This window comes from Vogesella margarita (assembly GCF_028548475.1).
Lineage (GTDB): Bacteria > Pseudomonadota > Gammaproteobacteria > Burkholderiales > Chromobacteriaceae > Vogesella > Vogesella margarita.
Genome location: NZ_JAQQLE010000001.1, coordinates 90,321 through 114,370 on the forward strand (window position 1 = coordinate 90,321; position 24,050 = coordinate 114,370).

General features: G+C 60.5%; 25 protein-coding genes. 20 read left to right on the forward strand and 5 right to left on the reverse strand.

What is annotated here, in order from left to right; translation table 11 throughout:
* The first annotated feature begins 50 nt into the window (after nt 1-50).
* The 12 genes from PQU96_RS00415 to PQU96_RS00470 all read left to right on the forward strand — a co-directional run bounded on the left by PQU96_RS00415 (nt 51) and on the right by PQU96_RS00470 (nt 11,609).
* Nucleotides 51-593 (forward strand): hypoxanthine-guanine phosphoribosyltransferase, encoded by a 543-nt coding sequence (locus PQU96_RS00415; RefSeq protein ID WP_272770341.1) that lies wholly within the window; start codon nt 51-53, stop codon nt 591-593.
* 105 nt (nt 594-698) lie between these two features.
* The gene (locus tag PQU96_RS00420; RefSeq protein WP_272770342.1) at nt 699-1,427 is read left to right on the forward strand and encodes an S-methyl-5'-thioinosine phosphorylase; all 729 of its coding nucleotides are present in this window, start codon (nt 699-701) and stop codon (nt 1,425-1,427) included.
* Between the two features lie 108 nt (nt 1,428-1,535).
* The gene (gene fliB, locus PQU96_RS00425; RefSeq protein WP_272770343.1) at nt 1,536-2,789 is read left to right on the forward strand and encodes a flagellin lysine-N-methylase; all 1,254 of its coding nucleotides are present in this window, start codon (nt 1,536-1,538) and stop codon (nt 2,787-2,789) included.
* 149 nt (nt 2,790-2,938) lie between these two features.
* Nucleotides 2,939-5,044 (forward strand): flagellin N-terminal helical domain-containing protein, encoded by a 2,106-nt coding sequence (locus PQU96_RS00430; protein WP_272770344.1) that lies wholly within the window; start codon nt 2,939-2,941, stop codon nt 5,042-5,044.
* A 79-nt stretch (nt 5,045-5,123) separates the two neighbouring features.
* The gene (locus PQU96_RS00435) at nt 5,124-5,531 is read left to right on the forward strand and encodes a flagellar protein FlaG (protein WP_272770345.1); all 408 of its coding nucleotides are present in this window, start codon (nt 5,124-5,126) and stop codon (nt 5,529-5,531) included.
* A gap of 36 nt (nt 5,532-5,567) precedes the next feature.
* On the forward strand, nt 5,568-7,844 hold the full coding sequence (gene fliD, locus PQU96_RS00440) for a flagellar filament capping protein FliD (RefSeq protein ID WP_272770346.1): 2,277 nt from the start codon (nt 5,568-5,570) through the stop codon (nt 7,842-7,844).
* 19 nt (nt 7,845-7,863) lie between these two features.
* Nucleotides 7,864-8,292: a flagellar export chaperone FliS gene (fliS, locus tag PQU96_RS00445; RefSeq protein ID WP_272770347.1), complete on the forward strand. Its 429-nt coding sequence runs from the start codon at nt 7,864-7,866 to the stop codon at nt 8,290-8,292.
* Nucleotides 8,282-8,605 (forward strand): hypothetical protein, encoded by a 324-nt coding sequence (locus PQU96_RS00450; RefSeq protein WP_272770348.1) that lies wholly within the window; start codon nt 8,282-8,284, stop codon nt 8,603-8,605. The genes fliS and PQU96_RS00450 overlap by 11 nt, the downstream gene beginning before the upstream one ends.
* Before the next feature lie 106 nt (nt 8,606-8,711).
* Entirely contained in the window at nt 8,712-9,092 is a 381-nt protein-coding gene (locus PQU96_RS00455) for a DUF2802 domain-containing protein (protein ID WP_272770349.1), read from the forward strand.
* Nucleotides 9,089-10,387: a flagellar hook-length control protein FliK gene (gene fliK, locus PQU96_RS00460; protein ID WP_272770350.1), complete on the forward strand. Its 1,299-nt coding sequence runs from the start codon at nt 9,089-9,091 to the stop codon at nt 10,385-10,387. Before PQU96_RS00455 ends, fliK begins: the two co-directional genes overlap by 4 nt.
* Nucleotides 10,377-10,697 carry an EscU/YscU/HrcU family type III secretion system export apparatus switch protein gene (locus PQU96_RS00465; RefSeq protein WP_272770351.1) on the forward strand — a complete coding sequence of 107 codons (321 nt, stop codon included), beginning with the start codon at nt 10,377-10,379 and terminating at the stop codon, nt 10,695-10,697. The genes fliK and PQU96_RS00465 overlap by 11 nt, the downstream gene beginning before the upstream one ends.
* 42 nt (nt 10,698-10,739) lie before the next feature.
* The gene (locus PQU96_RS00470) at nt 10,740-11,609 is read left to right on the forward strand and encodes an NAD(P)-dependent oxidoreductase (RefSeq protein ID WP_272770677.1); all 870 of its coding nucleotides are present in this window, start codon (nt 10,740-10,742) and stop codon (nt 11,607-11,609) included.
* Nucleotides 11,610-11,684: 75 nt separating this feature from the next.
* Here PQU96_RS00470 and PQU96_RS00475 read toward each other — a convergent pair whose 3' ends face one another.
* Nucleotides 11,685-12,551, reverse strand: a complete 867-nt coding sequence (locus PQU96_RS00475) for a YicC/YloC family endoribonuclease (RefSeq protein WP_272770352.1) — start codon at nt 12,549-12,551, stop codon at nt 11,685-11,687.
* Nucleotides 12,552-12,639: 88 nt separating this feature from the next.
* On the opposite strand from PQU96_RS00475, the gene PQU96_RS00480 reads away from it, so the two are divergent.
* From PQU96_RS00480 to rph, 3 genes are all read left to right on the forward strand, one after another.
* Entirely contained in the window at nt 12,640-13,584 is a 945-nt protein-coding gene (locus tag PQU96_RS00480; RefSeq protein ID WP_272770353.1) for a serine/threonine protein kinase, read from the forward strand.
* Nucleotides 13,581-14,453: a PP2C family protein-serine/threonine phosphatase gene (locus PQU96_RS00485; RefSeq protein ID WP_272770354.1), complete on the forward strand. Its 873-nt coding sequence runs from the start codon at nt 13,581-13,583 to the stop codon at nt 14,451-14,453. The genes PQU96_RS00480 and PQU96_RS00485 overlap by 4 nt, the downstream gene beginning before the upstream one ends.
* A gap of 72 nt (nt 14,454-14,525) precedes the next feature.
* Nucleotides 14,526-15,242 carry a ribonuclease PH gene (gene rph, locus PQU96_RS00490; RefSeq protein ID WP_272770355.1) on the forward strand — a complete coding sequence of 239 codons (717 nt, stop codon included), beginning with the start codon at nt 14,526-14,528 and terminating at the stop codon, nt 15,240-15,242.
* A gap of 131 nt (nt 15,243-15,373) precedes the next feature.
* Here the strand turns inward: rph and PQU96_RS00495 are convergent, their stop codons facing one another.
* From PQU96_RS00495 to rstA, 3 genes are all read right to left on the reverse strand, one after another.
* Complete coding sequence (locus PQU96_RS00495; protein ID WP_272770356.1) at nt 15,374-15,598, reverse strand: hypothetical protein; 225 nt, start codon at nt 15,596-15,598, stop codon at nt 15,374-15,376.
* A gap of 65 nt (nt 15,599-15,663) precedes the next feature.
* Nucleotides 15,664-16,992: a two-component system sensor histidine kinase RstB gene (gene rstB, locus PQU96_RS00500; protein WP_272770357.1), complete on the reverse strand. Its 1,329-nt coding sequence runs from the start codon at nt 16,990-16,992 to the stop codon at nt 15,664-15,666.
* 6 nt (nt 16,993-16,998) lie between these two features.
* Nucleotides 16,999-17,706: a two-component system response regulator RstA gene (gene rstA, locus PQU96_RS00505; protein WP_272770358.1), complete on the reverse strand. Its 708-nt coding sequence runs from the start codon at nt 17,704-17,706 to the stop codon at nt 16,999-17,001.
* Nucleotides 17,707-17,948: 242 nt separating this feature from the next.
* Here rstA and dusA point away from each other — a divergent pair, with 242 nt between their 5' ends.
* The 5 genes from dusA (at nt 17,949) to PQU96_RS00530 (ending at nt 22,611) form a co-directional block, all read left to right on the forward strand.
* Nucleotides 17,949-18,965, forward strand: a complete 1,017-nt coding sequence (dusA, locus tag PQU96_RS00510; RefSeq protein WP_272770359.1) for a tRNA dihydrouridine(20/20a) synthase DusA — start codon at nt 17,949-17,951, stop codon at nt 18,963-18,965.
* A gap of 141 nt (nt 18,966-19,106) precedes the next feature.
* Nucleotides 19,107-19,703: an RdgB/HAM1 family non-canonical purine NTP pyrophosphatase gene (gene rdgB, locus PQU96_RS00515; protein ID WP_272770360.1), complete on the forward strand. Its 597-nt coding sequence runs from the start codon at nt 19,107-19,109 to the stop codon at nt 19,701-19,703.
* Nucleotides 19,700-20,953 carry a radical SAM family heme chaperone HemW gene (gene hemW, locus PQU96_RS00520; protein WP_272770361.1) on the forward strand — a complete coding sequence of 418 codons (1,254 nt, stop codon included), beginning with the start codon at nt 19,700-19,702 and terminating at the stop codon, nt 20,951-20,953. The genes rdgB and hemW overlap by 4 nt, the downstream gene beginning before the upstream one ends.
* Nucleotides 20,953-21,339, forward strand: coding sequence for a deaminase RidA (gene ridA, locus PQU96_RS00525; protein ID WP_272770362.1), 387 nt, complete (start codon nt 20,953-20,955; stop codon nt 21,337-21,339). Before hemW ends, ridA begins: the two co-directional genes overlap by 1 nt.
* Nucleotides 21,340-21,570: 231 nt before the next feature.
* Nucleotides 21,571-22,611, forward strand: a complete 1,041-nt coding sequence (locus PQU96_RS00530) for a double zinc ribbon domain-containing protein (RefSeq protein ID WP_272770363.1) — start codon at nt 21,571-21,573, stop codon at nt 22,609-22,611.
* A 112-nt stretch (nt 22,612-22,723) separates the two neighbouring features.
* On the opposite strand, the gene sstT is transcribed toward PQU96_RS00530, so the two are convergent.
* Nucleotides 22,724-23,974 carry a serine/threonine transporter SstT gene (gene sstT, locus PQU96_RS00535; RefSeq protein WP_272770364.1) on the reverse strand — a complete coding sequence of 417 codons (1,251 nt, stop codon included), beginning with the start codon at nt 23,972-23,974 and terminating at the stop codon, nt 22,724-22,726.
* Nucleotides 23,975-24,050: the final 76 nt, after the last annotated feature.

Consider the following 24,050-nt stretch of genomic DNA (forward strand, 5'->3'; position numbering starts at 1 on the left):
GCCTGCTGCGTCGGGCGGCGTGCCGTTTTCTTGAATAAGGACTCATCATCATGGCTAATGTTGCCGAAGCCCGTGGCATCCTGAACAGCTCGGACATCCTGTTTACCGCCGAAGAAGTGGATGCGGCAGTGGACCGCATGGCCGCCGATATCACCGCCCAGCTGGGCGAGACCTATCCGCTGGTATTGTCGGTGATGGGCGGTGCGGTGGTGTTCACCGGCCAGCTGCTGCCGCGCCTGATTTTCCCGCTCGATTTCGACTACGTGCACGTGTCCCGCTACGGCGACAAGACCCAGGGCGGCGAGCTGGTGTGGAAAACCGCACCGAAGGAAGATGTACGCGACCGTGTGGTGCTGGTACTGGACGACATCCTGGACGAAGGCCACACCATGGCCGCCATCCGCGACAAGGTCCTGGCCATGGGCGCCAAGGCCTTCTACAGCGGCGTGTTCGCCAACAAGCTGATCAGCAAGGACAAGCCGATCAAGGCCGATTTCGTCGGCATCGACGTGCCGGATCGCTACGTGTTCGGCTATGGCATGGACGTGCGCGGTGCCTGGCGCAACCTGCCGGCCATCCACGCGCTGAAGTAAGCCTGGAAGCCGCTCACGGCAAGCCCGCAACCTTAAATGTTGCGGGCTTTTTTCATGCCTGCGGATTAGAATCCGGCACAGAGCAGCCATAACAAGGAGAACGTCATGCTCGCCATCATCGGAGGCAGCAGCCTCGCCAAATTGCCCATTCTCGAAGTCACCCATCGCCAGGTTGTGCGCACCCCGTATGGCGATCCGTCCTGCGCGCTGACCTTTGGCCGCATCGGCATGCAGAACGTGGTGTTCATTGCCCGTCACGGCTACGGCAATTCCATCGCCCCGCACGAGATCAATTACCGTGCCAATATCTGGGCCTTGCACAGTGTCGGTGTCAAGGGTGTGATCGCCATCGGCAGCGTCGGCGGTATCCGCCCGGACATGGTGCCGGGCAGCCTGGTGATCCCCGACAATATTGTCGACTACAGCTGGGGCCGCAAGCACACCTTTTTCGAGGGACCGGACAAGCCGGTGGTGCACGTCGACTTCACCTGGCCGTTTGACCGCGAGCTGCGTGCCCGCCTGGTGCAGACCAGCCGCGAGGCCGGCCTGAGCGTGATCGACGGAGCGGTCTATGCCTGCACCCAGGGGCCGAGACTGGAAAGTGTGGCGGAAATCCGCCGCATCGAGCGGGACGGCGCCGACATGGTCGGCATGACCGGCATGCCGGAGGCGGCACTGGCGCGGGAGCTGGCGCTGCCCTACGCCAACCTCAGCCTGGTGGTGAACTGGGCGGCCGGGCGAGGCGGTACAGGCAAGCCCATCGTGCTGGATGCCTCGGTAATGGATCGTGGCGTAGCCCAGATATCCCGGCTGCTGACGCAGCTGCTGTCATAAGCATACGGTCGCCATTGCCGTTTTGATGTTGTTATTAAATGTCATTTGCTCGTCATGCAATTTTACCCGCTACCTTGGCGGTATGCACGAGCTGATCTGGATAAAGCCATGACCAAAATCATTTCCATCAAGAACAAAATGCTCACCGTCCCGGCCATCGCCCCAGCCTATATGGCGAAGTTCCAGTGCATCGGGCCGGAATGTCAGGATCATTGCTGTCGTAAGTGGCATGTGAACATTGATAAACAGCACTATCAATACTTGCGCAATCAGGCGCCAGAAGGTTTGCGTGTATTGGCAAGCGAGTCGATCAAGCAGAATCCTGCATCAAAGAACGATGCGAGCTTTGCCGTGCTGGGCTTCAAGGGTGATGATGGTACCTGTGCGATGCTTGATGAGCGGAAGCTGTGCAAGATTCATGCTGATGTTGGGGCTGATGCCCTGCCGGACGTGTGCTACATCTACCCGCGCAGTCAATGGCGGCATCAGGGGGTCTGGCGTCAGTCTGCCATGTTGTCCTGTCCTGAAGCGGCCCGTTTATGTCTGACAGATCCACAGGCGATGGCATTGACAGAAAGTGCGTTTACCAGCCGGGCAACCGTCATGAACGATAAAACCAGTTCACGACCGGGTACGGCTGATGCGGATATCAATGCCTTTCTGATTAACCTGTTCCAGGTGCGTGACTACCCATTCTGGCAGCGCATGGCACTGATGGTGATGTGCTGTGCCGAGGCGGACCGCTTGCTTGCAGAGGGTAGGGCAGGGGAAATTACAGCCCTGCTGGATACTTTTTCTGCCGCGATCCTTAGTGGCGAATGCAGACAGTGGCTGGATCCGGTAAAGCCGGATTTCGCTGAGAAAGTGATGGTCGCGATTCCTCTGTTTCAAAAAGGCATCGGGCAGGATATCGGCCTCCAGTTCGACACCGTGATAAAGCTGTTTGCCCTGGGCTATGGCATTGCCGAACCTTTGGATCAAAAAAAGATCGAGCTTAGCTATCAGGCAATATGGCATTTGAAGCTACAGCCATTCCTGGATGAACACCCTTATTTCCTGGAAAACTGGTTCCTGAATCACTTTTTCCACACTGGATTCCCGTTGAATTATTCCGGCGCGCTGTTGCAGGGCTGCGCGCCTATCGTTGTTAAATACACTATGGCGATGTTCTTGCTTGGCGGGATGGCAGTTGCGCAAGGCGAGGCGTTTGATCTGCAGCAGGCGGTTTGGGCGGTGCAGGTTATTGAAAAAACATTCGAGCACAATACGTCATTCCGCAACCATTTGACACTGGATGTCGCGGCGACAGCACAGCTACTGAATTTGCTCGCGGAGCCTGCTGACCAGCTACCCGTCCCTTAAAGAGTGGCTGACTCGGATGGTGACGTTTGTCGGTAAAAAATTACTAAAGTCTGGATAAGTGCCGCCGATATCGCTAGCAAGGGTAAAAAGAAGTCCGGTGGCTAGCCGGAAAGCCCGGCAGCAGATCACTTATCAAGGAGTAACACACCATGTTGACCGTTAATACCAACGTCACTTCGCTGGGCGCCCAGCGTACCCTGAACAACTCGACCAGCAGCCTGTCCACCTCCCTGCAGCGCCTGTCTTCCGGTCTGCGTATCAACGGAGCCAAAGACGACGCCGCTGGTCTGTCCATCGCCAGCCGTATGACTGCGCAGATTCGCGGCGTAGGCCAGGCGATCCGTAACGCCAACGACGGTATCTCCGTTGCGCAAACGGCTGAAGGCGGCCTGAACCAGGTCGGCGACATGCTGCAGCGTATGCGCGAACTGGCGGTGCAGTCTGCCAACGGTTCTAACTCCGCCAGCGACCGTAAAACCATCCAGAACGAAATCACCCAGCTGTACGACGAGATCGACCGTATCTCCGGTGCCACCGAATTCAACGGCCAGAAGCTGTTCTCCGGTAATGATGCGCTGAACGCCAAAAGCTTCCAGATTGGTGCCAACGCCAATCAGACCATTTCCTACAAGATCGGTGAAGTGAGCACCAAGACCCTGGGTCTGAACAGCTCGGTAGCGGATGGCCAGACCTATTCCGGCCGCGTTGATCCGACCAACTTCTCTGTTGCCAATCTGACTGATGGCGATCTGGTGATTAATGGTAAGGCTGTCGATTTTGATTCGGCTGCTGCCAAGCTGATTGATGCCGATGGAGACGCCACGGCACAAAACTCCATTCGTGATATTGAAGCGGTGATCAATGCTTCTTCATCGGTTACCGGCGTGTCTGCTGATGCGTTTAATAAGGTGGAAGGTACCGCAGCTACTGTTAGCAGCAGCAAGCTGGTCTCTGGCTTGACTCTCAAAGTTGGTTCGGGTGCGGCGGTCACTATTGATGATGCCTCCAGCCTGGAGCAGTTGGCCGAAAACATTAACAAGCAAGTCGGTGGCGTTACCGCGACGATCGGTGATAAAGGCAATTTGGTCTTGTCCAACGATACCGGCGATGCCATCACCGTTGGTGGCACGACCGCCAACTCGGGTCTGAGTGCCGGTGCTTTCAACGGCATGTTGGCGTTCAAGTCGGCGGATGGCTCGGACATCAACTTTAGTACCAAGACTGGCACAGCATCTTCTAAACTGAACCAGTTTGGTTTGAATGCGAGCAGTGGCAACGGTAGCACCTCCAGTTCTGGCTCGATTACCGCAGCTGTAGGCCAGGCCGCGACTATTACTGCGATGAATGCTGCTGGTGTTTATGATCCAACGACAAACACAACTGACGTTGTGAAAATCAATGGTGTTGCCGTGGGTAAGGCGTCCAGTCTTAGTGCTGCCGATGGTGCCGCAGCAATCAATGCCATTAAAGGCCAGACTGGTGTATCGGCTGCAGCCAAAACAGAGGCTGCTTTTGATCTGGATTTTACGAAACTTAATGACCTCACCATCAATGGCACAACTGTCGCCATGGGGGCTACTGAGGTTGATGTTGCTTCAGTCGTTACCAAAATTAATGGTTCTGGCATTCAGGGTGTTGTGGCTGAGGCGGATACCACGACCGGTCGCTTGGTGCTGCGTTCCGATACCGGTGCCGACATTTTGATGACCAACGGTGATGTTACCGGTGCTGGTGGTGCTGGTTTTGTCACCAAGGCTTATGACTCTGCTGCCGGCACCAATGCCACTGTTGTCGCCGCAAACGGTTCGGTAGGTATCCGCGGCAAGATCACGCTGACGGCTGATAACGGCGGTTCGGTTCGTGTTGACGGCGATGGCTCTGCCACCGGTGGTACGGGTCTGACCAAGTTTGGCCTGGTGGCACAGAACGGTGATGACAATGTGGTCGGTGGCGGCCTGAACGTAATGACCGCGGCCAGCGCCACAAAGGCGATGGAAGCGATCGACAAGGCTATTAACCGCGTCAACGAAAAGCGTTCCGAGCTGGGTGCGGTACAAAACCGTTTCTCCAACACCATCTCGAACCTGCAGATTTCGTCCGAAAACCTGTCTGCTTCGCGTAGCCGGATTCAGGATGCTGACTTTGCCGCAGAAACTGCCGCACTGAGCCGCAACCAGATCCTGCAACAAGCCGGTACCGCGATGCTGGCTCAGGCTAACCAGTTGCCACAGCAAGTGATGCAGCTGCTGCGTTAAGTTGACAGCGACTTGATGGTTTAAACTGAAAAACCCGGCGGCATTCAGCCGCCGGGTTTCTTACCGCAGGAGGTGTATCATGAACCCTCTTTCCAGCTTTGGTGCAGGACTGCCTGTTGCCAGCACCCCGCTGACCGTATCCCACTTGCCTACGTCTTTGCCTCAAAGTGCCGCTTCTGCACCCACTGTGGCAGTAAGTGCTACAGCAGTACAGCCGGTATCGGCAGCGACCGATGCCAAGGCTGGTAAGCATGCAACGGCTGATCCGGAAGCCTTGCAGGACGCCGTGGATAAGATCGAGAAGGTGGTCAACACGTATAACCGGGAGCTGAAATTCTCGATTGATGAGGATCTTGGTATCAGCGTGGTAAAAGTGATGGATAGGGAGTCTGGTGACCTGATCAGACAGATTCCATCCGAAGACATGCTTGAACTGGCAAAGGGTCTGGATAAGCTGATCGGCTTGTTTGTGAAGCAAGAAGCGTAAGCTCTCTAATGTAGTACGCGGTGTTTGTGGAGGTGGATGATGGCACTGAGTGTGGGTGGTTTGGGTTCTAATTTGCCGGTTGACGACCTGATTACCAAGTTGATGGCAATCGAAAGGCAGCCCCTGCAAAAGCTCCAGAAACAAGAGCTGACTTTGAATGCCAAAATCGCATCCTTGGGGCAGGTAAAGGGGGCGCTGTCGTCGTTCCAGACGACGGTGAAATCACTAACCGATCCGGCAAAATTTTCTTCTATTAACATCACTTCGTCTGATGCAACGGTGGCATCGGCTAGCACCACTTCAAACAAAGTCAGCCCGAGTAGTTATGGCCTGGAAGTAACCCAGCTGGCTCAGGCGCAACGTCTGGTGACGAAGACCGGCTTTGCCAGTACTTCCACAGCCATTGGTGGTGGCTCGCTGACTTTTAGTTTTGGTGAGCAAAACGGCAGTGCGTTCGTTGATAATCCAAACAAGTCTTCCCGTACGGTTTCCATTCCGCCCAATGCCACACTGGCCACGATCCGCGATTCGATCAATAAGGCCAATATTGGTGTGTCTGCCAATATTGTGAATGATGGCATTAACGGCAATCGGCTGGTGTACTCTGTGGCCGATACCGGGGTGCAGAACGGTTTGAAAATTACCGCAGCCGGGGATAATGGGGCCTTATCCAGCCTGACGTATGATCCGGCGGCCGGGGCATCGGCCAATATGACCCAGTTGCAGGCAGCCACGAATGCCAAGCTCACGCTAGATGGTATCGCGATCGAGAAAGCAAGCAATACGATTAGCGATGCAATTGAAGGGGTATCGTTTTCACTAAGTAAAGTGGGTAGTAGCCGGGTTACCATTACCCAAAGTTCTGGTGATGCGAAGAAGAATATTGAGAGTTTTGTGAAGGCTTACAACGACCTTAACAAGACGCTGGATGATGTGTCGGCAATTGGTAAGGATGCCCCAAAGCCGGGTGAGCAAAGGCCCACTTCTCCGTTATCAAACGAATTTGTGATCCGCTCGATCAAAACCAGCTTGCGCACGTCGTTTAACACAGTTGCCACTGGTCTGAGCGGGGCGGTGAAGCTGCCGTCGGATGTTGGAATTACTTTTGATCGCAGCGGCAAATTGACGCTGGACTCGACCAAGCTTGAAAAGGCGCTGAAGGATGATCCGCAGGCGGTGGCATCACTTTTTGGTGCTACTGCGCAGCCTACTGACAAGCAGATCAGCTTCCTCGGTTCGACAAATCAGACGACGGTGGGAAGCTACGACGTAAAAATCAGCGCGATGAACTATGGTGTGGTTCAGGGAGCTGCGGTTAACTTTTCGTCACCGGTTAGCGTTGGGGCTTTCGATCTGTCTATTGATGGTGTGAGCAAGTCCTTTAGCGGACTGCCAGCGGCGTCCTACTCGTCGGCAACCAGTGCCGCAGTGGATTTGCAGAGCACGATTAATCGCAGCTATATGGGTGTGACAGGAACACCAACCTTTCCGCAACTAGTTGGGGCAAATAACTTTGCGATTACGGTAGATGGCGTGAGCAAGTCGGGATTGTCTATTCCAGAGGCAAATTATGCTGATGGAGATGATTTGAAAACGGCATTGCAGGCAACGTTGGATACGGCGTTTGGCTCGGGCAAGGCGGTGGTCGAGAATAATGGTGGTGTTATTCGGATTCTGTCGGCTGGATCGACCAATAGTTCTATTGTCACGATGGGTGCTGGCTTGGAGTTTGCCGGATTTACCTCTGCGCAAACGGATGCAACACGCCCAAGTGTGACTGTCTCGGTAGATTCGGCGACTGGGGCGCTACAGATTGCCTCCAATAAAAAAGGTGCTTCCTCGACTGTGACCGTAAGCAGTGGCCTGGCTTCTTTGGGGTTTGCTGATGGCATGACGAATACGGGTAAGGCCAGTGTTGAGGGCACGATTGGTGGCTTTGCGGTAACATCGGTCGGTTCGCGTTTGACGGGTAATTCCGGTACGCCTATTGATGGTTTGTCAATTGATATTACCGGTGGGGCAACGGGTGATCGTGGCTCGGTGAACTTTACCCGTGGTTTTGCCTGGGCGCTGGATAAAGCGTTGACGGATTTGCAGGGGACGAATGGCCCGATTGCCAGTCGTCAGCAAGGTATCAATACATCGTTGAAACTAATTAGCAAACAACAAACCGCCGTGAGTCAGCGTATTGATGATACGGAGGCACGCTTGCGCAAGCAGTTTAATGCGATGGACGAGGCAGTTTCCAAGCTGACTGCCTTGGGTAACTATGTGACACAGCAGATGCAGGCATTTCAGAATGCTAAGGGCTGATAATGAGTGGTAAATCATAATGATGATGCAGAAAAGGCAGCTAGCTGCTTATCGTTCTTCTCTTGATGTTGAGGTTGAAACAGCCAGTCCACATAAACTGATTTTATTATTGTTTGATGGCGGCATATCAGCGATCCGACAAGCAAAATTACTGGTTGGTAACAAAGAGCGTATTGGAGAAAAGGGAAAGTTGATCGGTAAGGCGATTGCCATTATTGAGGAAGGTTTGCGACTGGGGCTGGATCTTGAAAAAGGCGGTGAGCTGGCAACTAATCTGGATGCTTTGTATGCTTATTGCTCTGCTCGTCTGCTGGATGCGAATCTGAAAAACGATGTGGTGATTCTGGAGGAGGTCGAGGCTTTGCTGCTGGATTTACGTGGGGCATGGGCAACGATAGCCAAACCGCAAGAGCTGGCTGGTGCAGGGGGAAGTACCGGTGCAGTCTGATCTTGATGTGGAATTCATCGGCTATTGGCAAGGGCATGTCAATATGCTGTTGAATCAGGCGAAGTCTGCTGCTTGGGCGGATGTGTTACCGGCTGTTGCGCAATTCTCCGAGGTATTTCCTGCCGCATTTACTGACTGGCTGCAACAGTTTCCGACTGCGTATTATGACGAAGCAGTCTGGTTGTGCGTGCAGAATCTGCAGCTTTCGATAGAAGAACTCAGGGCTACCGCTCTTGCCGAGCGCGATGAGTTAGGACGTATCATCATGGTAATGAAAAAGCGTGGTTGTATTGAAGATGCTTATGGCGAGTGACGCCTCTTTCATTACTTTGCAAGTTCCTTTGCTATAGCGTCACCGGGCACTAAGCTGAACTGTGGCATGCAAGTGTTTTTGATGACGTGTGACAACGAGGCTCATCATGGAGTGGCATTCTGTGTTGATATTGGTGCTCGTTCTGGTTCAGGCAGCATTGATATTTTGGTTGTGGCGCAAGGTCGATCTGATTGAGTCAGAACGGCGAGTCGAAGCACATTCGAACGAGAATTTGCAGCGTCAGATAAGTGCTTTGCAGCAGAATTTAAAAGATGTTGCCTCGCTTACCCAAGATGCTGCATCGGCAGCGCATCACAAGCCGTTCCAGGCTCCTGCTGCTGTCATGGCGGGTGCTTCCCCTTATAGCCAAGCCATGGAAATGTTCAAGCTAGGCATTTCTGTTGGTGATGTCGCCGAGCGCTGCGGCATTTCCCGCAGCGAGGCCGAGCTGATCCTGTCGCTGTACCGCAATAGCCCCACTTCATGATTTCACTGCCCACGAGTTTTACGCCGGGCAAACCGTCGACCGGCGCGGCCGACGCGTCGCCACTTGTTACCCCGCGTCCTGCCCGCGAGGCGGCGCGCAGTGTGGTCGAGGTTGCCTCCTCGCCCGTCCGCTTGCCTGCCTTGCAGTCAGGCGAGACCGTCTCCGCCCGTATCACCGAACGCCTGCCGGATGGCAAGCTGGCCGCCACCATCAAGGGCGAGGCCTTCGTGCTGGCCTTGCCCAAGGGCATGGTGGCCGACGGCACTGCCTTGTCGCTGCGCGTGGTGGCGGGGCCGCCCTTGTCGTTCAATCTGCTGGACGGGCTACAGGATCCGGCGACAGCGCTGCGTGGCAGCGAGCTGGCACGGGCAGTGTCGGCTGCGCTGCAGGACGACAGCAGCACTGCGTTGCAGACCCTGTCCCAGCCGGGGCGGCTGCCCGACTTCGCCCGTGGCGAGGTGGTCACCGGCCGTCTGGCGGAGCGGCTGGCGGACGGCAGTGCGATGGTGCTGATCAAGAATGGCGTGTTCAACCTGAAGGCGCCGGCGGACGGTCTGCTGACCAAGGAGCCGATGCTGTTGCGGGTGGGCGCGACCTCGCCGCTGCTGCAGTTCGACCTGCTGCGCCTCAATGCGCTGCCGGACGAAAAATCGGCGCCGGTGGCCTTTACCTCGGCCGGCCGCTATCTGAACGGCTTGCTGGATGCGGCAACGCAGTCGGCGGCGCGCGGCAACCTGACCCTGCTGTCCGATCCGGCAGCGCCGGGCGCAGGCGATCAGTTGCGGCAGAGCGTGGAGAAAAGCGGAGTCTTCTACGAGTCGCATCAGCGGGCGTGGGTCGATGGCCGCCTGTCGCTGGAAGAGCTGAAGCTGGAGCCGCAGGCCAGGCTGCTGCACGAGGGCCGGGCCGGGCTCACGCCGGAACTGGGACAGCTGGTGCAGAAGCAGCTGGAGGTACACGAGCAGAAAGTGCTGGTGTTCCAGGGGCAGGCGTGGCCGGGGCAGGCGGTGGACTGGGACATCCGGCGCGAGGAAATCGCCGAGCGTGAAGCGGATGGCGAACTGGAGCTACCGGTGTGGCAAACGCGGCTGAATCTGGCGCTGCCGGCACTGGGCGATGTCGGTGCACGGCTGCGCATGGTGGGCAAGCAGGTGCAGGTGGTGTTCGATGCCGATGATGGGCAGACCGCACAGCTGATCGAGCAGTATCGCAGCCGGCTTGGCTCGGCGCTGGAAGGCGCCGGTCTGACGCTGGCCAGCCTGCTGGTCAAGCACGAGGCCGACGATGAAGCCTGAGCATCGCCGCTCTGCGGTCGCGCTGCGCTACAGCGAGGACAGCGCGGCGCCAAAAGTGGTAGCCAAGGGCTATGGCCGCATGGCCGAGCGCATCATCGAGCAGGCGAAGGAAGCCGGCGTCTTCGTGCACGACTCGCCGGAGCTGGTCAACCTGCTGATGCAGGTGGACATGGACAACCACATTCCGCCGGAGCTGTATCGCGCGGTGGCCGAAATCCTCGCCTTCCTGTATTTCCTCGAACACCAGGCCATCGGCAAGGATATGAATTTCGAACAGTGGCTGGCGCAGCGCCAGCCCCCTCCATCCTGAGCCGGCGAGTGGCCGGCTTGCATTTCTCTGCTTAGGAACATGATGAAAGTTGCGTATATTGGTCTGGGGATCATGGGTCGCCCATGCGTGGAAAACCTGCTCAAGGCCGGACATGAGGTCTGGGTCTGGGCGCGGCGGCGCGAGAGCGCCGAGCCGCTGCTGGCGCAGGGCGCCCACTGGGCGGACAGCCCGCAGGCGCTTGCGGCCAACGTTGAAGTGCTGGTGACCAATGTTTCCGATACCGCTGACGTCGAGGCGGTGCTGCTGGGCGAGCACGGCGTGGTGCACGGCGCGCGGCCGGGGCTGGTGTGTGTCGACATGAGCACCATTTCGCCGATCGGCGCACGCGAGATCGCCGCCAGGTTGGCCGCCAGCGGCATCGACTTCCTCGATTGTCCGGTGTCCGGCGGTGAAGTCGGCGCCATCAACGGCACGCTGACCATCATGGTCGGCGGCAAGGCCGGGGCGCTGGCCACCGCGCTACCGGTGCTGCAGGCGATGGGCAAAACCATCACCCATATCGGCGACAGTGGCGCAGGCCAAGTGGCCAAGGCCTGCAACCAGATCGCGGTCGGCGTCGGTGTGGCGGCGGTGGCGGAAGTGATGAAGCTGGCCAAGGCTTGCGGCGTGGATCCGGCGCCGGTGCGCGAGGCGCTGCTGGGCGGCTTTGCCAGCAGCCGGGTGCTGGACGTGCACGGCCAGCGCATGATTGACGACAACTACGCGCCGGGCTTCAAGGCCAGGCTGCACCAGAAGGACATGGGCATCGTGCTGGACACCGCGGCGTCGCTGGGCATCAAGCTGCCGGAGGCCGAGCGTGTCGCCGGCCTGATCGACCAGCTGGTGGCCAATGGCGAGGGCGAGCTGGACTCTTCCGCCATCGCGCGGCTGATCTGGCAGGACAATGACTGATCAACGCTGAAAAAATTGCGGCCAACCTTGTAGCAAGGTTGGCCGCAATGCAGTGAGCGTGATACTGGCTAATGCTTACTCTACGTTCTGAATCTGCTCCCGCATCTGCTCGATCAGCACTTTCAGCTCTACCGAGGCCTGCGTGGTTTCGGTGGCGACCGACTTGGAGCCGAGGGTGTTGGCTTCGCGGTTGAGTTCCTGCATCAGGAAGTCCAGGCGCTTGCCGACCTGACCGCCGGTCTTCAGGATGCGGCGGATCTCGGCGATGTGGGTGCTCAGGCGCTCCAGCTCCTCGTCGACGTCGATCTTCTGCGCGAACAGCGCGAATTCCTGCTTGATGCGGTCGTCGTCGACATTGCCCAGCGCCTCCAGCAGCCGTGCCGACAGCTTGGCGCGATAGGCGTCCAGGATCAGTGGCAGGCGCGGCTTGATGTCGCTGATGATCTGCGCCATCGATTCCAGGCGATCGCGCAGTACCTGTGCCAGTTTCTCGCCTTCGCGGCCGCGGGTGGCGCGGAAGTCTTCCAGCACCACCTTCAGGCCGTCGAGGCACAGCTGTTGCAGCACTTCCGGCGGCAACGAGTTGGATTTCAGCACGCCCGGCCAGCGCAGCAGCTCGCCCATGCCCAGCTCGCGCATTTGCGGCGCGATGGCCTTGACCTGGTTGCTGATCGTCAGCAGGCGCTGCACCATGTCAGGGTTCAGCTCCAGCTGCTGGTTGTCGTTGTCGTTCTGGCTGATACCGACGCGGCATTCTACCTTGCCGCGAGTAACGCGACCGGCGATCAGCTCGCGCAGTTGCGCCTCGATCACGCGCAGTTCTTCCGGCAGGCGCATCTGCACGTCGAGGTAGCGGTGGTTCACCGCGCGCACTTCAATGGATAATAGGCCGCCCGGGAATTCACGGGCGGTGGAGGCAAAGCCTGTCATACTCAGGATCATGGGAGCTCCGGCAGTCATGGTTTTCAGGAAGACATGCCCCGAATAGCCTGGGTTCCGATTCAGGGGCCGCTACACTATAACAATGCACATGACGCAATCCAAGCAAAGCTCACTGCCTGCCGGTTTCCGGCTGGACGACTACACCATCGTCCGCGAACTCAGTTCCGGCGGGTTCAGCCAGGTCTATCTGGCGCTGGATCACCACGACCGCAAGTTCGCGATCAAGGAATACCTGCCGCAAGACATGACTCACCGCCAGCCCGATGGCGAGGTCACCATCATCGACGAGCTGGACCGCGAGGCGTTCCGTGTCGGCCTGAAGTGCTTCTTCGAGGAGGCGCGGGTGCTGGCCGGTATCCAGCATCCCAATATCGTGCGGGTGGTGAATTTCTTCCGTGCCAACAACACGGTGTACATGGTGATGGAGTACACCGAGGGCCGGCCGCTGAGCAAGGAACTGACGCTGGCGGACGGCAAGCTGCCGGAGGCACGGCTGCGCAAGCTGTTTGCCGAGCTGATCGGCGGCCTGCGCGAGGTGCACCAGCAGCAGCTGCTGCATCTCGACATCAAGCCGGCCAACATTTATCTGCGTCGCAACGGCTCGCCGGTGCTACTGGATTTCGGTGCCGCCCGCCAGGCGCTGCGCCGGCCCGGGCAGCCACTGACCACGATGTTCACGCCAGGCTACGCCGCGCCGGAACAGTACGACGCCAAGGCCGCACTCGGGCCGTGGACCGATATCTATGGCCTCGGTGCCAGTCTCTACGCGATGCTGGGTGCCGGCCGCCTGCCGGCGGCGGACGAGCGCCTGCGCAGCGATACGCTGCGGCCGGCCAGCCTGCTGTTCGCAAACCACTATTCCGCGCCATTGCTGGCGCTGGTCGATGCCTGTCTGCAGCTCGATCCGCAGCGCCGGCCGCATAGCCTGGAGCAGATGCAGCAGTGCCTGCTGGACAACGACTATGTCACGCCGCAGCCTCCGCGCTCGTTGTGGCACAAGGCCGGTGCCTGGCTGATGGGGAAGACGCGATGAAGTTTGCGCTGGCAGTCGATTCCCGCATCGGTGGACGTGGCAATAACGAGGACCGCCTCGCCGTGAGCTGTTCCAGCGAGTGCGTGTTGCTGGTGGTGGCCGACGGCATGGGCGGCCATATCGACGGTGAGGTGGCGGCGCGTATCGCCACCGAGGTGCTGGTGCAGCAGTTCCGCTGCCAGGCCACGCCGCGCCTGCTGCAGCCGGGCGATTTCCTGCGCTGGGCGCTGGGCGAGGCACACCAGGCCATCATCGACCACGCCGTCGCTCACCATCTGCGCGAGACGCCCAGCACCACGGTGGTGGTCGCCATCGTGCAGGACGACACCGTGTACTGCGCCTATGCCGGCGATTCGCGGCTGTATCTGCTGGAGCAGGGTGCAGTGCGCTTTCGCAGCCGCGACCACTCCCACGTGCAGCGCCTGATTGACAGCGGCAGGCTGAGCGAGGCCGAGGCCGCGGTGCACCCGGCGCGCAACCGCATCTATAACTGTCTGGGGGCGATGGGCGAGCCGGAGGTCAGCGTGTTGCAGCCGATGCAACTGCAGGCCGGTTGCAGCCTGCTGCTGTGTAGCGACGGGCTGTGGGGCATGGTGCCGGATCCGGAACTGGCGCGCGTATTCCACGGACGGGTGGCACCGGCAGTCTTGCCGGCGCTGATGACGGTGGCGGAAAAACGCGGGGGCGAACGCGGCGACAATCTGTCGGCGGTCGCCTTCACCCTGCTACCGGCGGATGCGGTGCTGGATGGCCGCAGCGGCTTCATCGACAGCCACACGCTGGCCGGTTTTCTGCCCGATGACGCCATCCCCGGCCTGCTGATGGAGCACGAACTGGCCGCTTCCCTGCCGCCACGGCAGCCGCACTGAGCGGCAAGTCGCCGCGCACGGCGGGGCGATCGGGTAGAATCCCGCTGTTATTCCTACTCGAGAGCCCGCGCCATGCGTTCATCCCAACGCGCTGCCGACGCACTGCGCAGCGTCCGCATTACCCGCCACTACACCCGTCACGCCGAAGGTTCGGTGCTGATCGAATTCGGCGACACCAAGGTGATCTGCACCGCCAGTGTTGACGAGACCGTGCCCGGTTTCCTGAAGGGAAAGGGCCAGGGCTGGGTCACCGCCGAATACGGCATGCTGCCGCGCTCGACCCACAGCCGCATGCGCCGCGAGGCGGCCAGCGGCAAACAATCCGGCCGTACCCAGGAGATCCAGCGCCTGATCGGGCGCAGCCTGCGTGCGGTGGTGGACCTGGCCAAGCTCGGCGAACGCCAGATCCAGATCGACTGCGACGTGATCCAGGCCGACGGCGGCACCCGCACCGCCAGCATCACCGGTGCCTACATCGCGCTGGCCGATGCCATCAACGGCCTGCTGGCCGCCGGCAAGCTCGGCGAAAACCCGCTGCGCCAGCACGTGGCGGCGATTTCGGTCGGCATCGTCGACGGCGTGCCACTGCTGGATCTGGACTATGAAGAAGACTCCGGCTGCGAGACCGACATGAACGTGGTGATGACCGGTGACGGCCGTTTTGTCGAGGTGCAGGGCACCGCGGAAGGGGTACCGTTCAGCCGCGAAGAAATGAACGCCTTGCTGGCGCTGGCGGAGAAGGGCATCGCCGAACTGGTCCTACTGCAGCGCCAGGCGCTGGCGGAGTAAGCGCGATCTGAAACGATGGTGCCACCGGCACGGATGGCGCCAAAAACAAACAGGGTTGGCCGCATGCGGCCAACCCTGTTTTGCTTGATGCCGGCGCCCGCGCTGATGCGGGGCGGTATCGTGCTGACAGCTTACTGAGCTGGTTTGGTTTCAGCTGGCTTAACTGCTTTTTTAGCAGCAGTCTTTTTGGCTTTAACGATCTTGTGCTCAACTTTTGCCGGTGCTTTTTTCGCAGCTGGTGCAACGGCGGCAGGAGCGGAAGCGGCAACAACCGGCTTTTTAGCATCGGCGGCAAAGCCTGCGGAAGCTGCAACAGCGAATGCCAGGCCACTTACTACCAGAGTCAGTTTTTTCATGATCAATCCTTTGAACGTTATCGAGGCTTCAGGAGTTGCCGCCAACGCGACGGCATGGACACATCCTACGACCCGGGACTGACCGGCGTCTGTTGGCAATTGTTGTCATGTGTAACGCTTTGTACGAGCGGCCAGCACAGGCTCACCTGCGCCCCCTGCCACGGGCTGTCCTCGATGCTGACGCGGCCGCCATGCGCCTGCATGATCTGGTTGACGATGGCCAGCCCGAGGCCGAGCTGCCCCTTGCTGCGTGCCGCGCCGCCCTCCAGCTGCACGAAGGGCTCCAGCACCCGTACCCGTTGCTCGGGCGGGATGCCGGGGCCATCATCGGCCACGCGCAGATACTGCCAGCCATCCGCTACGGCGAAGCTCAGCCGGATGTGCTGTCGCGCGTAGCGCGCGGCGTTGTTCAGCAGATTGTCTAGCGCCCGCCCCAGCAAGGCCGGGTCCGCGTTCAGCTGTGCGGCACCGACCTCCAGTTCGCCCCACGATGCGTTCTGCTGCAGCGCCGGCGCCTCGTGCAGGTGTGCCGCCAGCCAGGGTTGTGCGGCGAAGGTCTGCTGCTGCAGCGCGAGGTCGGGGCGCGCCAGTTGCGCGTGCAGCAGCAACTCGTCGATCAGCGCGCCGATGTCGCCCAGATCGCGCTCGACGCCGGCATCGGTGACGGCAGCGTTGTCGTCATCGCGCAGCGCCAGCCGGTAACGCAGGCGCGCCAGCGGCGTGCGCAACTCGTGGGCCACGGCATGGAGCAGGGTCTGTTTGCTGTCCAGCAGCAGCTGTACGCTGTCCGCCATGTGGTTGAAGCCTTGTGCCAGCGGCTGCAGGCCGGAGTTTTGCGGCAGCGTCACGCGGACATCGAACTGGCCGTCGGCCAGCGCGCGGGCACTGCGCTCCAGCTGCTGCAGCTCGCGCCAGTGCGGCCGCATCCACAGGAACACCGGCAGCGCCAGCAGCGCGCCGATCAGGCCGAGCAGGGCAAGGTCGACCCAGTGCAGTTCCTGCAGGAACACCAGGTAGGGCATCGGTCCGGCAACCAGCACATAGGGTGTGCGGTCCAGGCGCTGCAGGTAGGTGGTCTCGTCTTCCTGCATGATGATCTCGCCGCTCTTCAGCGCGCGCATCGCCTCGGCGTCGATCGGCAGCGTCTCCAGCTGGGTCAGCGCCAGCGGGAAGCCGAGATCATGATCCAGCTCTGCCAGCGCCTGCGGCCACTGCGGTTGCGGCACCGTGCGCAGCTCGGTCTCGATCAGCGCCAGCGTGGTGCGCAACAGGTCGGTCAGCAGGCGGGTGCCGGTGGTATCGGCGACTTCGCGGTACACCAGGCCGACCAGCAAGGCGCCGATGCCGAAACAGAGCATCAGCAACAGGTAAAACTGGATGAACAGACGGCGCATGACGGCTTACCAACCGGACGGGGATAGCAGATACCCCTTGTTACGTATGGTCTTGATCCGTACCGGCGCCGCCGGGTCGTCGCCCAGTTTTTTGCGCAGGCGCGAGATGGCGATATCGATGCTGCGGTCGAAACCATCGTAATTGAGGCCGCGCATCAGGCGCAGCAGGGTGTCGCGATCCTGCACCTCGCCGGCGTGGCTGGCCAGCTGCCACAGCAGGTCAAAGTCGGTGGTGGATAGCACGATGCGCTGTCCGTCCAGGCTCACATCGCGGCTGCGGGCGTCAAGATGCAGGCCGCCCAGACGAAGCTGCTGGGCGGGCGCCGCCGGAGCCGCCGCCTGTGGCAGGCTGCGATACTGGCGCAGCTGGGCATTGAGGCGTGCGGCCAGCACCGGCGGTGGCGTGGTTTTGAGGATGTAGTCGTTGGCGCCCAGTTCCAGCCCCATGATCTGGTTCAGGTCGCTGTCCAGCGAGGTGAACATTACGATCGGCCGGTCAAAGGTTGGCCGCAGCTCGCGGCACAGCGTCAACCCGTCCTTGCCGGGCAGCAGCACGTCGAGCAAAAGCAGATCCGGCTGCTCGCGCCCGATCGCCGCCGCCACCTCGTCACCGTGGCTGACGATGATCACCTCGAAGTCGTGACGGGCCAGAAAGGTCTGGATCAGCGTGGCCAGTTCGGCGTCGTCTTCGGCAAACAGCACTTTGCAGCTCATCGGACATCCCCGCGTAAAAACGCGAGTATCCCCCTCGCAGTGCGCCAACGGCAAGTGGCGGGTAGTCGGGCTGGCCGCTCACGCCACCTTGCCCTCCGCGCAGCGCATCGCTTGACCATACCTTGCCGGGGCGGGGATAATTCCGATCCTTTTCATACGCTTATCTTTGTCGCGGCCTCGGCGCACCGTTGTTCGGATGCCGTTTGCTGCAGGCGGCGAAGAAAGCGAGCCAAGCTGTCTACATGAACCCTCAAGATTTGCCGGGCACCCACCCGGAACGCGCTAGCGCGACCCTGCCATCACGCCGTCTGTCCGTGGCGCCGATGCTGGACTGGACCGACCGCCACTACCGCTATTTCGCGCGCCTGATTACCAAGAACACCTGGCTGTACACCGAGATGGTGACCACCGGTGCGCTGCTGCACGGCGATGTGCCGCGGCATCTGCGCTACCACGACGCCGAACATCCGATCGCGCTGCAGCTGGGCGGTTCCGAGCCGTCCGAGCTGGCGCAGTGCGCGAGGTTGGCCGCAGAGTGGGGGTACGACGAAGTCAACCTCAATGTCGGCTGTCCGTCGGAGCGGGTGCAGAAGGGCGCCTTCGGCGCCTGCCTGATGGCCGAGCCGCAACTGGTGGCCGATTGCGTGAAGGCGATGCGCGACGCGGTGGATATTGACGTGACGGTGAAGCACCGTATCGGTATCGACCACATCGACAGCTACGACTACATGCGCGAGTTCGTCGATACCGTGGCCGAGGCCGGCTGCCGCACCTTCATCGTGCACGCGCGCAACGCGATCCTGAAGGGCCTCTCGCCGAAGGAAAACCGCGAGATTCCGCCGCTGAAGTACGAGTACGTGTATCGCCTGAAGCAGGAGCGCCCCGACCTGGAGATCCTGATCAACGGCGGCATCAAGACCAACGAGGAGATCGCCGCCCACCTGCAGCACGTGGATGGCGTGATGGTGGGGCGCGAGGCCTATCACAACCCCTACCTGATGGCGGAGTGGGACGCGCTGTTCTACGGCGACGACAGCCGCCCGCTGTCACGCGGCAAGGTGGTGGAGGCGTTGCTGCCCTACGTCGCGGCGCGGCTGCAGGACGGCAGCAACGTGCGTCACATCGCGCGCCACGTGCTGGGGCTGTTCCAGGGACAGAAGGGCGCGCGGCAATGGCGGCGCATGCTGTCCGACAGCAAGGAACTGCACGGCGCCGACGAGAGCCTGTTCATCCGCGCGCTGCTGGCGACGCAGGGTTGAACGGTCACGCCGTTCTTGCCCGCATTCCTTGTTAAGATACGCCGGACACCCCCACGCCCGCTGCGCCGGGCTTTTTGGTTTTCTGGCGGGGAGCGCCGGCGGCTGCAAGCCTGGCCGCGCTAGCCGCCATCGGAGCAAAGCATGATCGACAAACTGGTACTGGCCAGCAACAACGCCGGCAAGCTGAAAGAATTCGCCGCCCTGCTGGCGCCGCTGGGCATCGAGGTGATTCCGCAGGGCCGCCTCAACGTGCCGGAGTGCGCGGAGCCGCACTACACCTTCCTGGAAAACGCGCTGGAAAAGGCGCGCCACGCCAGCCACATGACCGGCCTGCCGGCACTGGCCGACGATTCCGGCATCTGCGTCGAAGCGCTGGGCGGCAAGCCCGGCGTGCAGTCGGCGCGCTTTGCCGGCGAGCCGAAATCGGACGAGCGCAACAACGCCAGGCTGGTGGAAAAGCTGCAGGGCAAGGCCAACCGCCGCGCCTACTACTACTGCGTGCTGGTGCTGGTGCGCCACGCCGACGATCCGCAACCGCTGGTGGTCGATGGTGCCTGGTACGGCGAGGTGGTCGATACCCCGTCCGGTAACGGCGGCTTCGGCTACGACCCGCACTTCTGGCTGCCCAGCCACGGCTGTACCGTCGCCGATCTGCCGGCCGGGGTAAAGAACGGCATCAGCCACCGCGGCCAGGCAATGCAGGCGCTGCTGGCGAAACTTCAGGCGCAACTGGCATGAGCGTGATCGATCTGTCGGCGCTGAAGAGCGGCTTGAAAGAATTGCCGCCGCTGTCGCTGTACATCCACTTCCCGTGGTGCGTGAAGAAGTGCCCGTACTGCGACTTCAACTCGCACGAGTTCAAGCCGGTGCCGGGCGCCATCGCCATCCAGGCTGCTGACAACGTTGGCCGCAGCCGCGTCGGCGACGGCTTCGACGAGATGGCCTACGTCGAGGCGCTGCTGCGCGACTTCGAGTACAGCCTGCCGGCCATCTGGGGCCGGCCGATCACCACCATCTTCATGGGCGGCGGCACGCCCAGCCTGTTCTCGCCAGAGGTGATGGACGCGCTGCTGGCCGGCCTGCGCGCGCGTGCACGCATCCACCCGGATGCCGAGATCACCATGGAGGCCAACCCCGGCACCTTCGAGAGCGAGCGCTTCAAGGGCTATCGCGATGCCGGCATCAACCGGCTGTCGATCGGCATCCAGAGCTTCGATCCGCGCCAACTGAAGGCGCTGGGCCGCATCCACGACGGTGACGAGGCACGGCGCGCGGTGGAGATCGCGCTGACGCACTTCGACAACGTCAACCTCGACCTGATGTACGCGCTGCCGAACCAGACGCTGGCCGAGGCGCTGGCCGACATCGACACCGCCATCGGCTTTGGCGTCACGCACATCTCCGCCTACCACCTGACCATCGAGCCGAACACGCTGTTTGCGGTGCAGCTGCCGGCCAACCTCCCGGACGACGACATCTCCGCCGACATGCAGGAGGCGATCGAGGCGCGGCTGGAAGGCGCCGGTTACGTGCACTACGAGACCTCGGCCTTCGGCAAGCCCGGCCGTTTTTCCCGTCACAATGTCAACTACTGGCAGTTTGGCGACTACGTCGGCATCGGCGCCGGCGCGCACGGCAAGATCAGCTCGCACGAGGGCGTGGTGCGCGAGATGCGCTACAAGCAGCCGGCGGCCTATCTGCAGGCGGTGGCGGACGGCAAGCCGGTGCAGACCAGCCACAAGGTTGGCCGCAAGGCGCTGCCGTTCGAATTCATGATGAACACCCTGCGCCTGACCGGCGGCTTCGAGACCAGACTGTTCAGCGAACGCACCGGTTTGCCGGTATCCTGTATCCAATCTCAATTGCGGCAAGCGCAGGCAGACGGGCTGATCGAACAGGATCTCACCCATCTGCGGCCAACCTTGAAGGGCCAGCGCTTCCTCAACGACCTGTTAACCCTGTTCCTGCACGACGAAGGAGAAAACTGATGGCCAAAGAAATCATCCACACCGACAAGGCCCCGGCGGCAATCGGCGCCTACTCGCAAGCGGTCAAGGCCGGCAACACCGTGTACCTGTCCGGGCAGATCCCGCTGGATCCGGTAACGATGACCGTAGTGGAAGGCGGCTTTGCCGCGGAAACCCACCAGATGTTCAAGAACCTGAAAGCGGTGTGCGAAGCCGCCGGCGGCTCGCTGGACCAGATCGTGAAGCTGAATGCTTTCCTGACCGACCTGTCCAACTTCGCCACCTTCAACGAGATCATGGGCCAGTACATGAGCCAGCCGTTCCCGGCACGCGCCGCCATCGGCGTGGCCAGCCTGCCCAAGGGCGTGCAGGTGGAAGCCGACGCGATCATGGTGCTGGGCGAGTAATTGCCGGTATCCGGAAGTTGAACAAAAAGCGGCCTGCGGGCCGCTTTTTGTTTGGCTGCGCTGCCAAGGCATGGCTGTGCGGAGTGTTTTCACTTGATTGACATCTGCCGGTGGCGTGCATAGCTTGAATGGATGCCGCGAGCACGCTTGCTGCCAGGGGGCGTGACGGCTTGATCGCGACTTGGCAACTGGCGTTCCATCATCAGAAAGCCCGATCCGGGAGTGTGCAGCATGACCAATCATCTAAGGCTGTCCGAGAAATGGTTCAACCGCGGTTTGTGGCTAATCGCCTTTTTGTTTGCCTATTTCCTGACCGGTCTGGGCGGAACCATTGTTGGGGACCTGCCCAAGGTGGAAAACAGGCTGTCAACGGAGGATTTTGTCGACAAGGTACTGAAGTCCAAATTAACGCTTGAGCTCAAAAAACTGGATCAGGAAGTCGTCATCGCATCCGACAAACTGGATCAGGCAAGGCTGCAGTCGCAAACCGCGCGGGCGGATTATCAGGCAGCCAGACAGGCGTTTGAGGCGTGGGTGACAACCAGAAACGCGACCCAGGATGCCGAGCAGGATCAGGACCTGCTGTCGCGAACCGCCAAGCTGGAAAAGCTGAAACTGCGCGAGCGCGAGTCGCTGATGGCTGTTGAAGCGATCCAGAAGCAACAGCTGGATACGCTGCAGGAAAAAGAGCGGGTCAATCGGGATATCGCGGCTTTGCAGGAGGCGGCCAGGATCAGGTTTGAAGAGGATTACAAGCAGATAGAGCTGCGCATTTTTGCTTACCGACTCGCCTTTGTCTTGCCGTTGCTGGCCACCGCCAGCTACCTGTTTGCCAAACATCGCAAGAAAGCCTACTGGCCCTTTGTCTGGGGCTTCATCATTTTCAGCCTGTTCGCCTTCTTTGTAGAGCTGGTGCCTTATTTGCCAAGTTATGGCGGCTATGTCAGGTATACGGTTGGCGTCGTGGTCACCCTGGCTGTCGGCAAGTATTCGATAGCCGCGCTGCAAAAATACCTGGAGCAGCAGCGGGAGCTGGAGCAACAACCCGATTTCCAGCGCAAGAATGACATCCAGTACGATCTGGCGCAGACCCGAATCGTCAAAGGCATCTGCCCAAGTTGCGAGCGTCCGATCGCCAGGGACAATGACAATTTCTGCCAGCATTGCGGCATAGAGATATTTGATAAATGCACATCATGCGGCACGCGGAAAATCGCATTTTCAAAGTTCTGCTTTCATTGCGGCAAGAAGACAGAGGAGAGCCCGCCCTAGCCGGCGGTGCTTACTGAGGTGTTGGGATTGCTCTGCCATATGTGCAGGCATGGGGCGCAAAAAAGCCCGCTCATCCGAGCGGGCTTTTTGTCGACTGCTGCGCAGAAAAAGCTTAGCCGTTCTGGCGTGCCAGCTGCGGTGCGCTTTCTTCCACGTCACCGGCTGCGATGCAGGCGGTGGCGGTGAACAGCACGTCGGTGGAGCTGTTCAGCGCGGTTTCCGCCGAGTCCTGCACTACGCCGATGATGAAGCCGACGGCCACCACCTGCATTGCCACGTCGTTGCTGATGCCGAACAGGCTGCACGCCATCGGGATCAGCAGCAGCGAGCCACCGGCCACGCCGGAGGCGCCGCAGGCGGCGACGGTGGACAGGATCGACAGCAGCAGGGCGGTCGGCAGATCCACGGCGATGCCCAGGGTGTGTACCGCGGCTAGGCTCAGCACCGAGATGGTGATGGCAGCACCGGCCATGTTGATGGTGGCGCCCAGCGGGATCGACACCGAGTAGGTGTCTTCATTCAGGCCCAGCTTCTTGCACAGGTTCATGTTGACCGGGATGTTGGCGGCCGAGCTGCGGGTGAAGAAGGCGGTGACGCCGCTTTCGCGCAGGCAGGTGAACACCAGTGGGAACGGGTTGCGACGCAGGGTCAGACCGACGATCAGCGGGTTCACCACCAGTGCGATGAACAGCATGGCGCCGACCAGTACCAGCAGCAGCTGGCTGTAGCCCAGCAGCGACGACAGGCCGGTGGTGGCCACCGCTTCGGCGACCAGGCCGAACACGCCGACCGGAGCAAAGCGGATGATCACGCCGACGATGCGCGATACGCCGTCGGCCAGCTCGTTCAGCAGGGTCTTGGTGCTGTCGCTGGCGTGATGCAGTGCCATGCCCAGTGCTACGGCCCAGGTCAGGATGCCGATGTAGTTACCGGTGGCGATGGCGTTGATCGGGTTGTCCACGATCTGGAACACCAGGTTGTTCAGTACCTGGCCGATGCCGCTAGGCGGGGTGGTATCGGCAACAGCGGCCACCAGTTTCAGCGTGGTCGGGAAGGCAAAGCTGGCCAGCACGCCGGTCACGGCGGCCAGGAAGGTGCCCAGCAGGTACAGGGTCAGAACCGGGCGCATATTGGTCTGCACGCCCTGTTTCTTGTTGGCGATGGCGCTGGCCACCAGCACGAACACCAGTACCGGTGCCACGGCCTTCAGGCCCTTGACGAACAGGCTGCCGAGGAAGGTCAGCGACTTGGCGGTGTCGGGAGCGAAGCTGGCCACCGCAATACCGGCCAGCATGCCGATCAGGATCTGCAGCACGATGCTGCCATTCATGATCCTGCTGATAATCGAAGGATTCTGCTGCATAAATTCCCTAAATCTAGATGTGTTGAGTTGCTACGGGGACAACAGCCGGCACGGTGGCAGATTCTTTTTGTCTTGC

Bases quoted from the DNA above. Each gene is read 5' to 3' on its own strand.
- fliD (WP_272770346.1), top strand. From the start codon at position 5,568: ATGATGGCACTGAGTGTGGGTGGTTTGGGTTCTAATTTGCCGGTTGAC.
- PQU96_RS00455 (WP_272770349.1), top strand. From the start codon at position 8,712: ATGGAGTGGCATTCTGTGTTGATATTGGTGCTCGTTCTGGTTCAGGCA.
- PQU96_RS00480 (WP_272770353.1), top strand. From the start codon at position 12,640: ATGACGCAATCCAAGCAAAGCTCACTGCCTGCCGGTTTCCGGCTGGAC.
- fliK (WP_272770350.1), top strand. From the start codon at position 9,089: ATGATTTCACTGCCCACGAGTTTTACGCCGGGCAAACCGTCGACCGGC.
- rstA (WP_272770358.1), bottom strand. From the start codon at position 17,706: ATGAGCTGCAAAGTGCTGTTTGCCGAAGACGACGCCGAACTGGCCACG.
- PQU96_RS00415 (WP_272770341.1), top strand. From the start codon at position 51: ATGGCTAATGTTGCCGAAGCCCGTGGCATCCTGAACAGCTCGGACATC.
- fliB (WP_272770343.1), top strand. From the start codon at position 1,536: ATGACCAAAATCATTTCCATCAAGAACAAAATGCTCACCGTCCCGGCC.
- PQU96_RS00420 (WP_272770342.1), top strand. From the start codon at position 699: ATGCTCGCCATCATCGGAGGCAGCAGCCTCGCCAAATTGCCCATTCTC.
- PQU96_RS00495 (WP_272770356.1), bottom strand. From the start codon at position 15,598: ATGAAAAAACTGACTCTGGTAGTAAGTGGCCTGGCATTCGCTGTTGCA.
- fliS (WP_272770347.1), top strand. From the start codon at position 7,864: ATGATGATGCAGAAAAGGCAGCTAGCTGCTTATCGTTCTTCTCTTGAT.
- rdgB (WP_272770360.1), top strand. From the start codon at position 19,107: ATGATCGACAAACTGGTACTGGCCAGCAACAACGCCGGCAAGCTGAAA.
- rstB (WP_272770357.1), bottom strand. From the start codon at position 16,992: ATGCGCCGTCTGTTCATCCAGTTTTACCTGTTGCTGATGCTCTGTTTC.
- rph (WP_272770355.1), top strand. From the start codon at position 14,526: ATGCGTTCATCCCAACGCGCTGCCGACGCACTGCGCAGCGTCCGCATT.
- PQU96_RS00430 (WP_272770344.1), top strand. From the start codon at position 2,939: ATGTTGACCGTTAATACCAACGTCACTTCGCTGGGCGCCCAGCGTACC.
- PQU96_RS00530 (WP_272770363.1), top strand. From the start codon at position 21,571: ATGACCAATCATCTAAGGCTGTCCGAGAAATGGTTCAACCGCGGTTTG.
- sstT (WP_272770364.1), bottom strand. From the start codon at position 23,974: ATGCAGCAGAATCCTTCGATTATCAGCAGGATCATGAATGGCAGCATC.
- PQU96_RS00465 (WP_272770351.1), top strand. From the start codon at position 10,377: ATGAAGCCTGAGCATCGCCGCTCTGCGGTCGCGCTGCGCTACAGCGAG.
- hemW (WP_272770361.1), top strand. From the start codon at position 19,700: ATGAGCGTGATCGATCTGTCGGCGCTGAAGAGCGGCTTGAAAGAATTG.
- PQU96_RS00435 (WP_272770345.1), top strand. From the start codon at position 5,124: ATGAACCCTCTTTCCAGCTTTGGTGCAGGACTGCCTGTTGCCAGCACC.
- ridA (WP_272770362.1), top strand. From the start codon at position 20,953: ATGGCCAAAGAAATCATCCACACCGACAAGGCCCCGGCGGCAATCGGC.
- PQU96_RS00470 (WP_272770677.1), top strand. From the start codon at position 10,740: ATGAAAGTTGCGTATATTGGTCTGGGGATCATGGGTCGCCCATGCGTG.
- PQU96_RS00485 (WP_272770354.1), top strand. From the start codon at position 13,581: ATGAAGTTTGCGCTGGCAGTCGATTCCCGCATCGGTGGACGTGGCAAT.
- PQU96_RS00475 (WP_272770352.1), bottom strand. From the start codon at position 12,551: ATGATCCTGAGTATGACAGGCTTTGCCTCCACCGCCCGTGAATTCCCG.
- dusA (WP_272770359.1), top strand. From the start codon at position 17,949: ATGAACCCTCAAGATTTGCCGGGCACCCACCCGGAACGCGCTAGCGCG.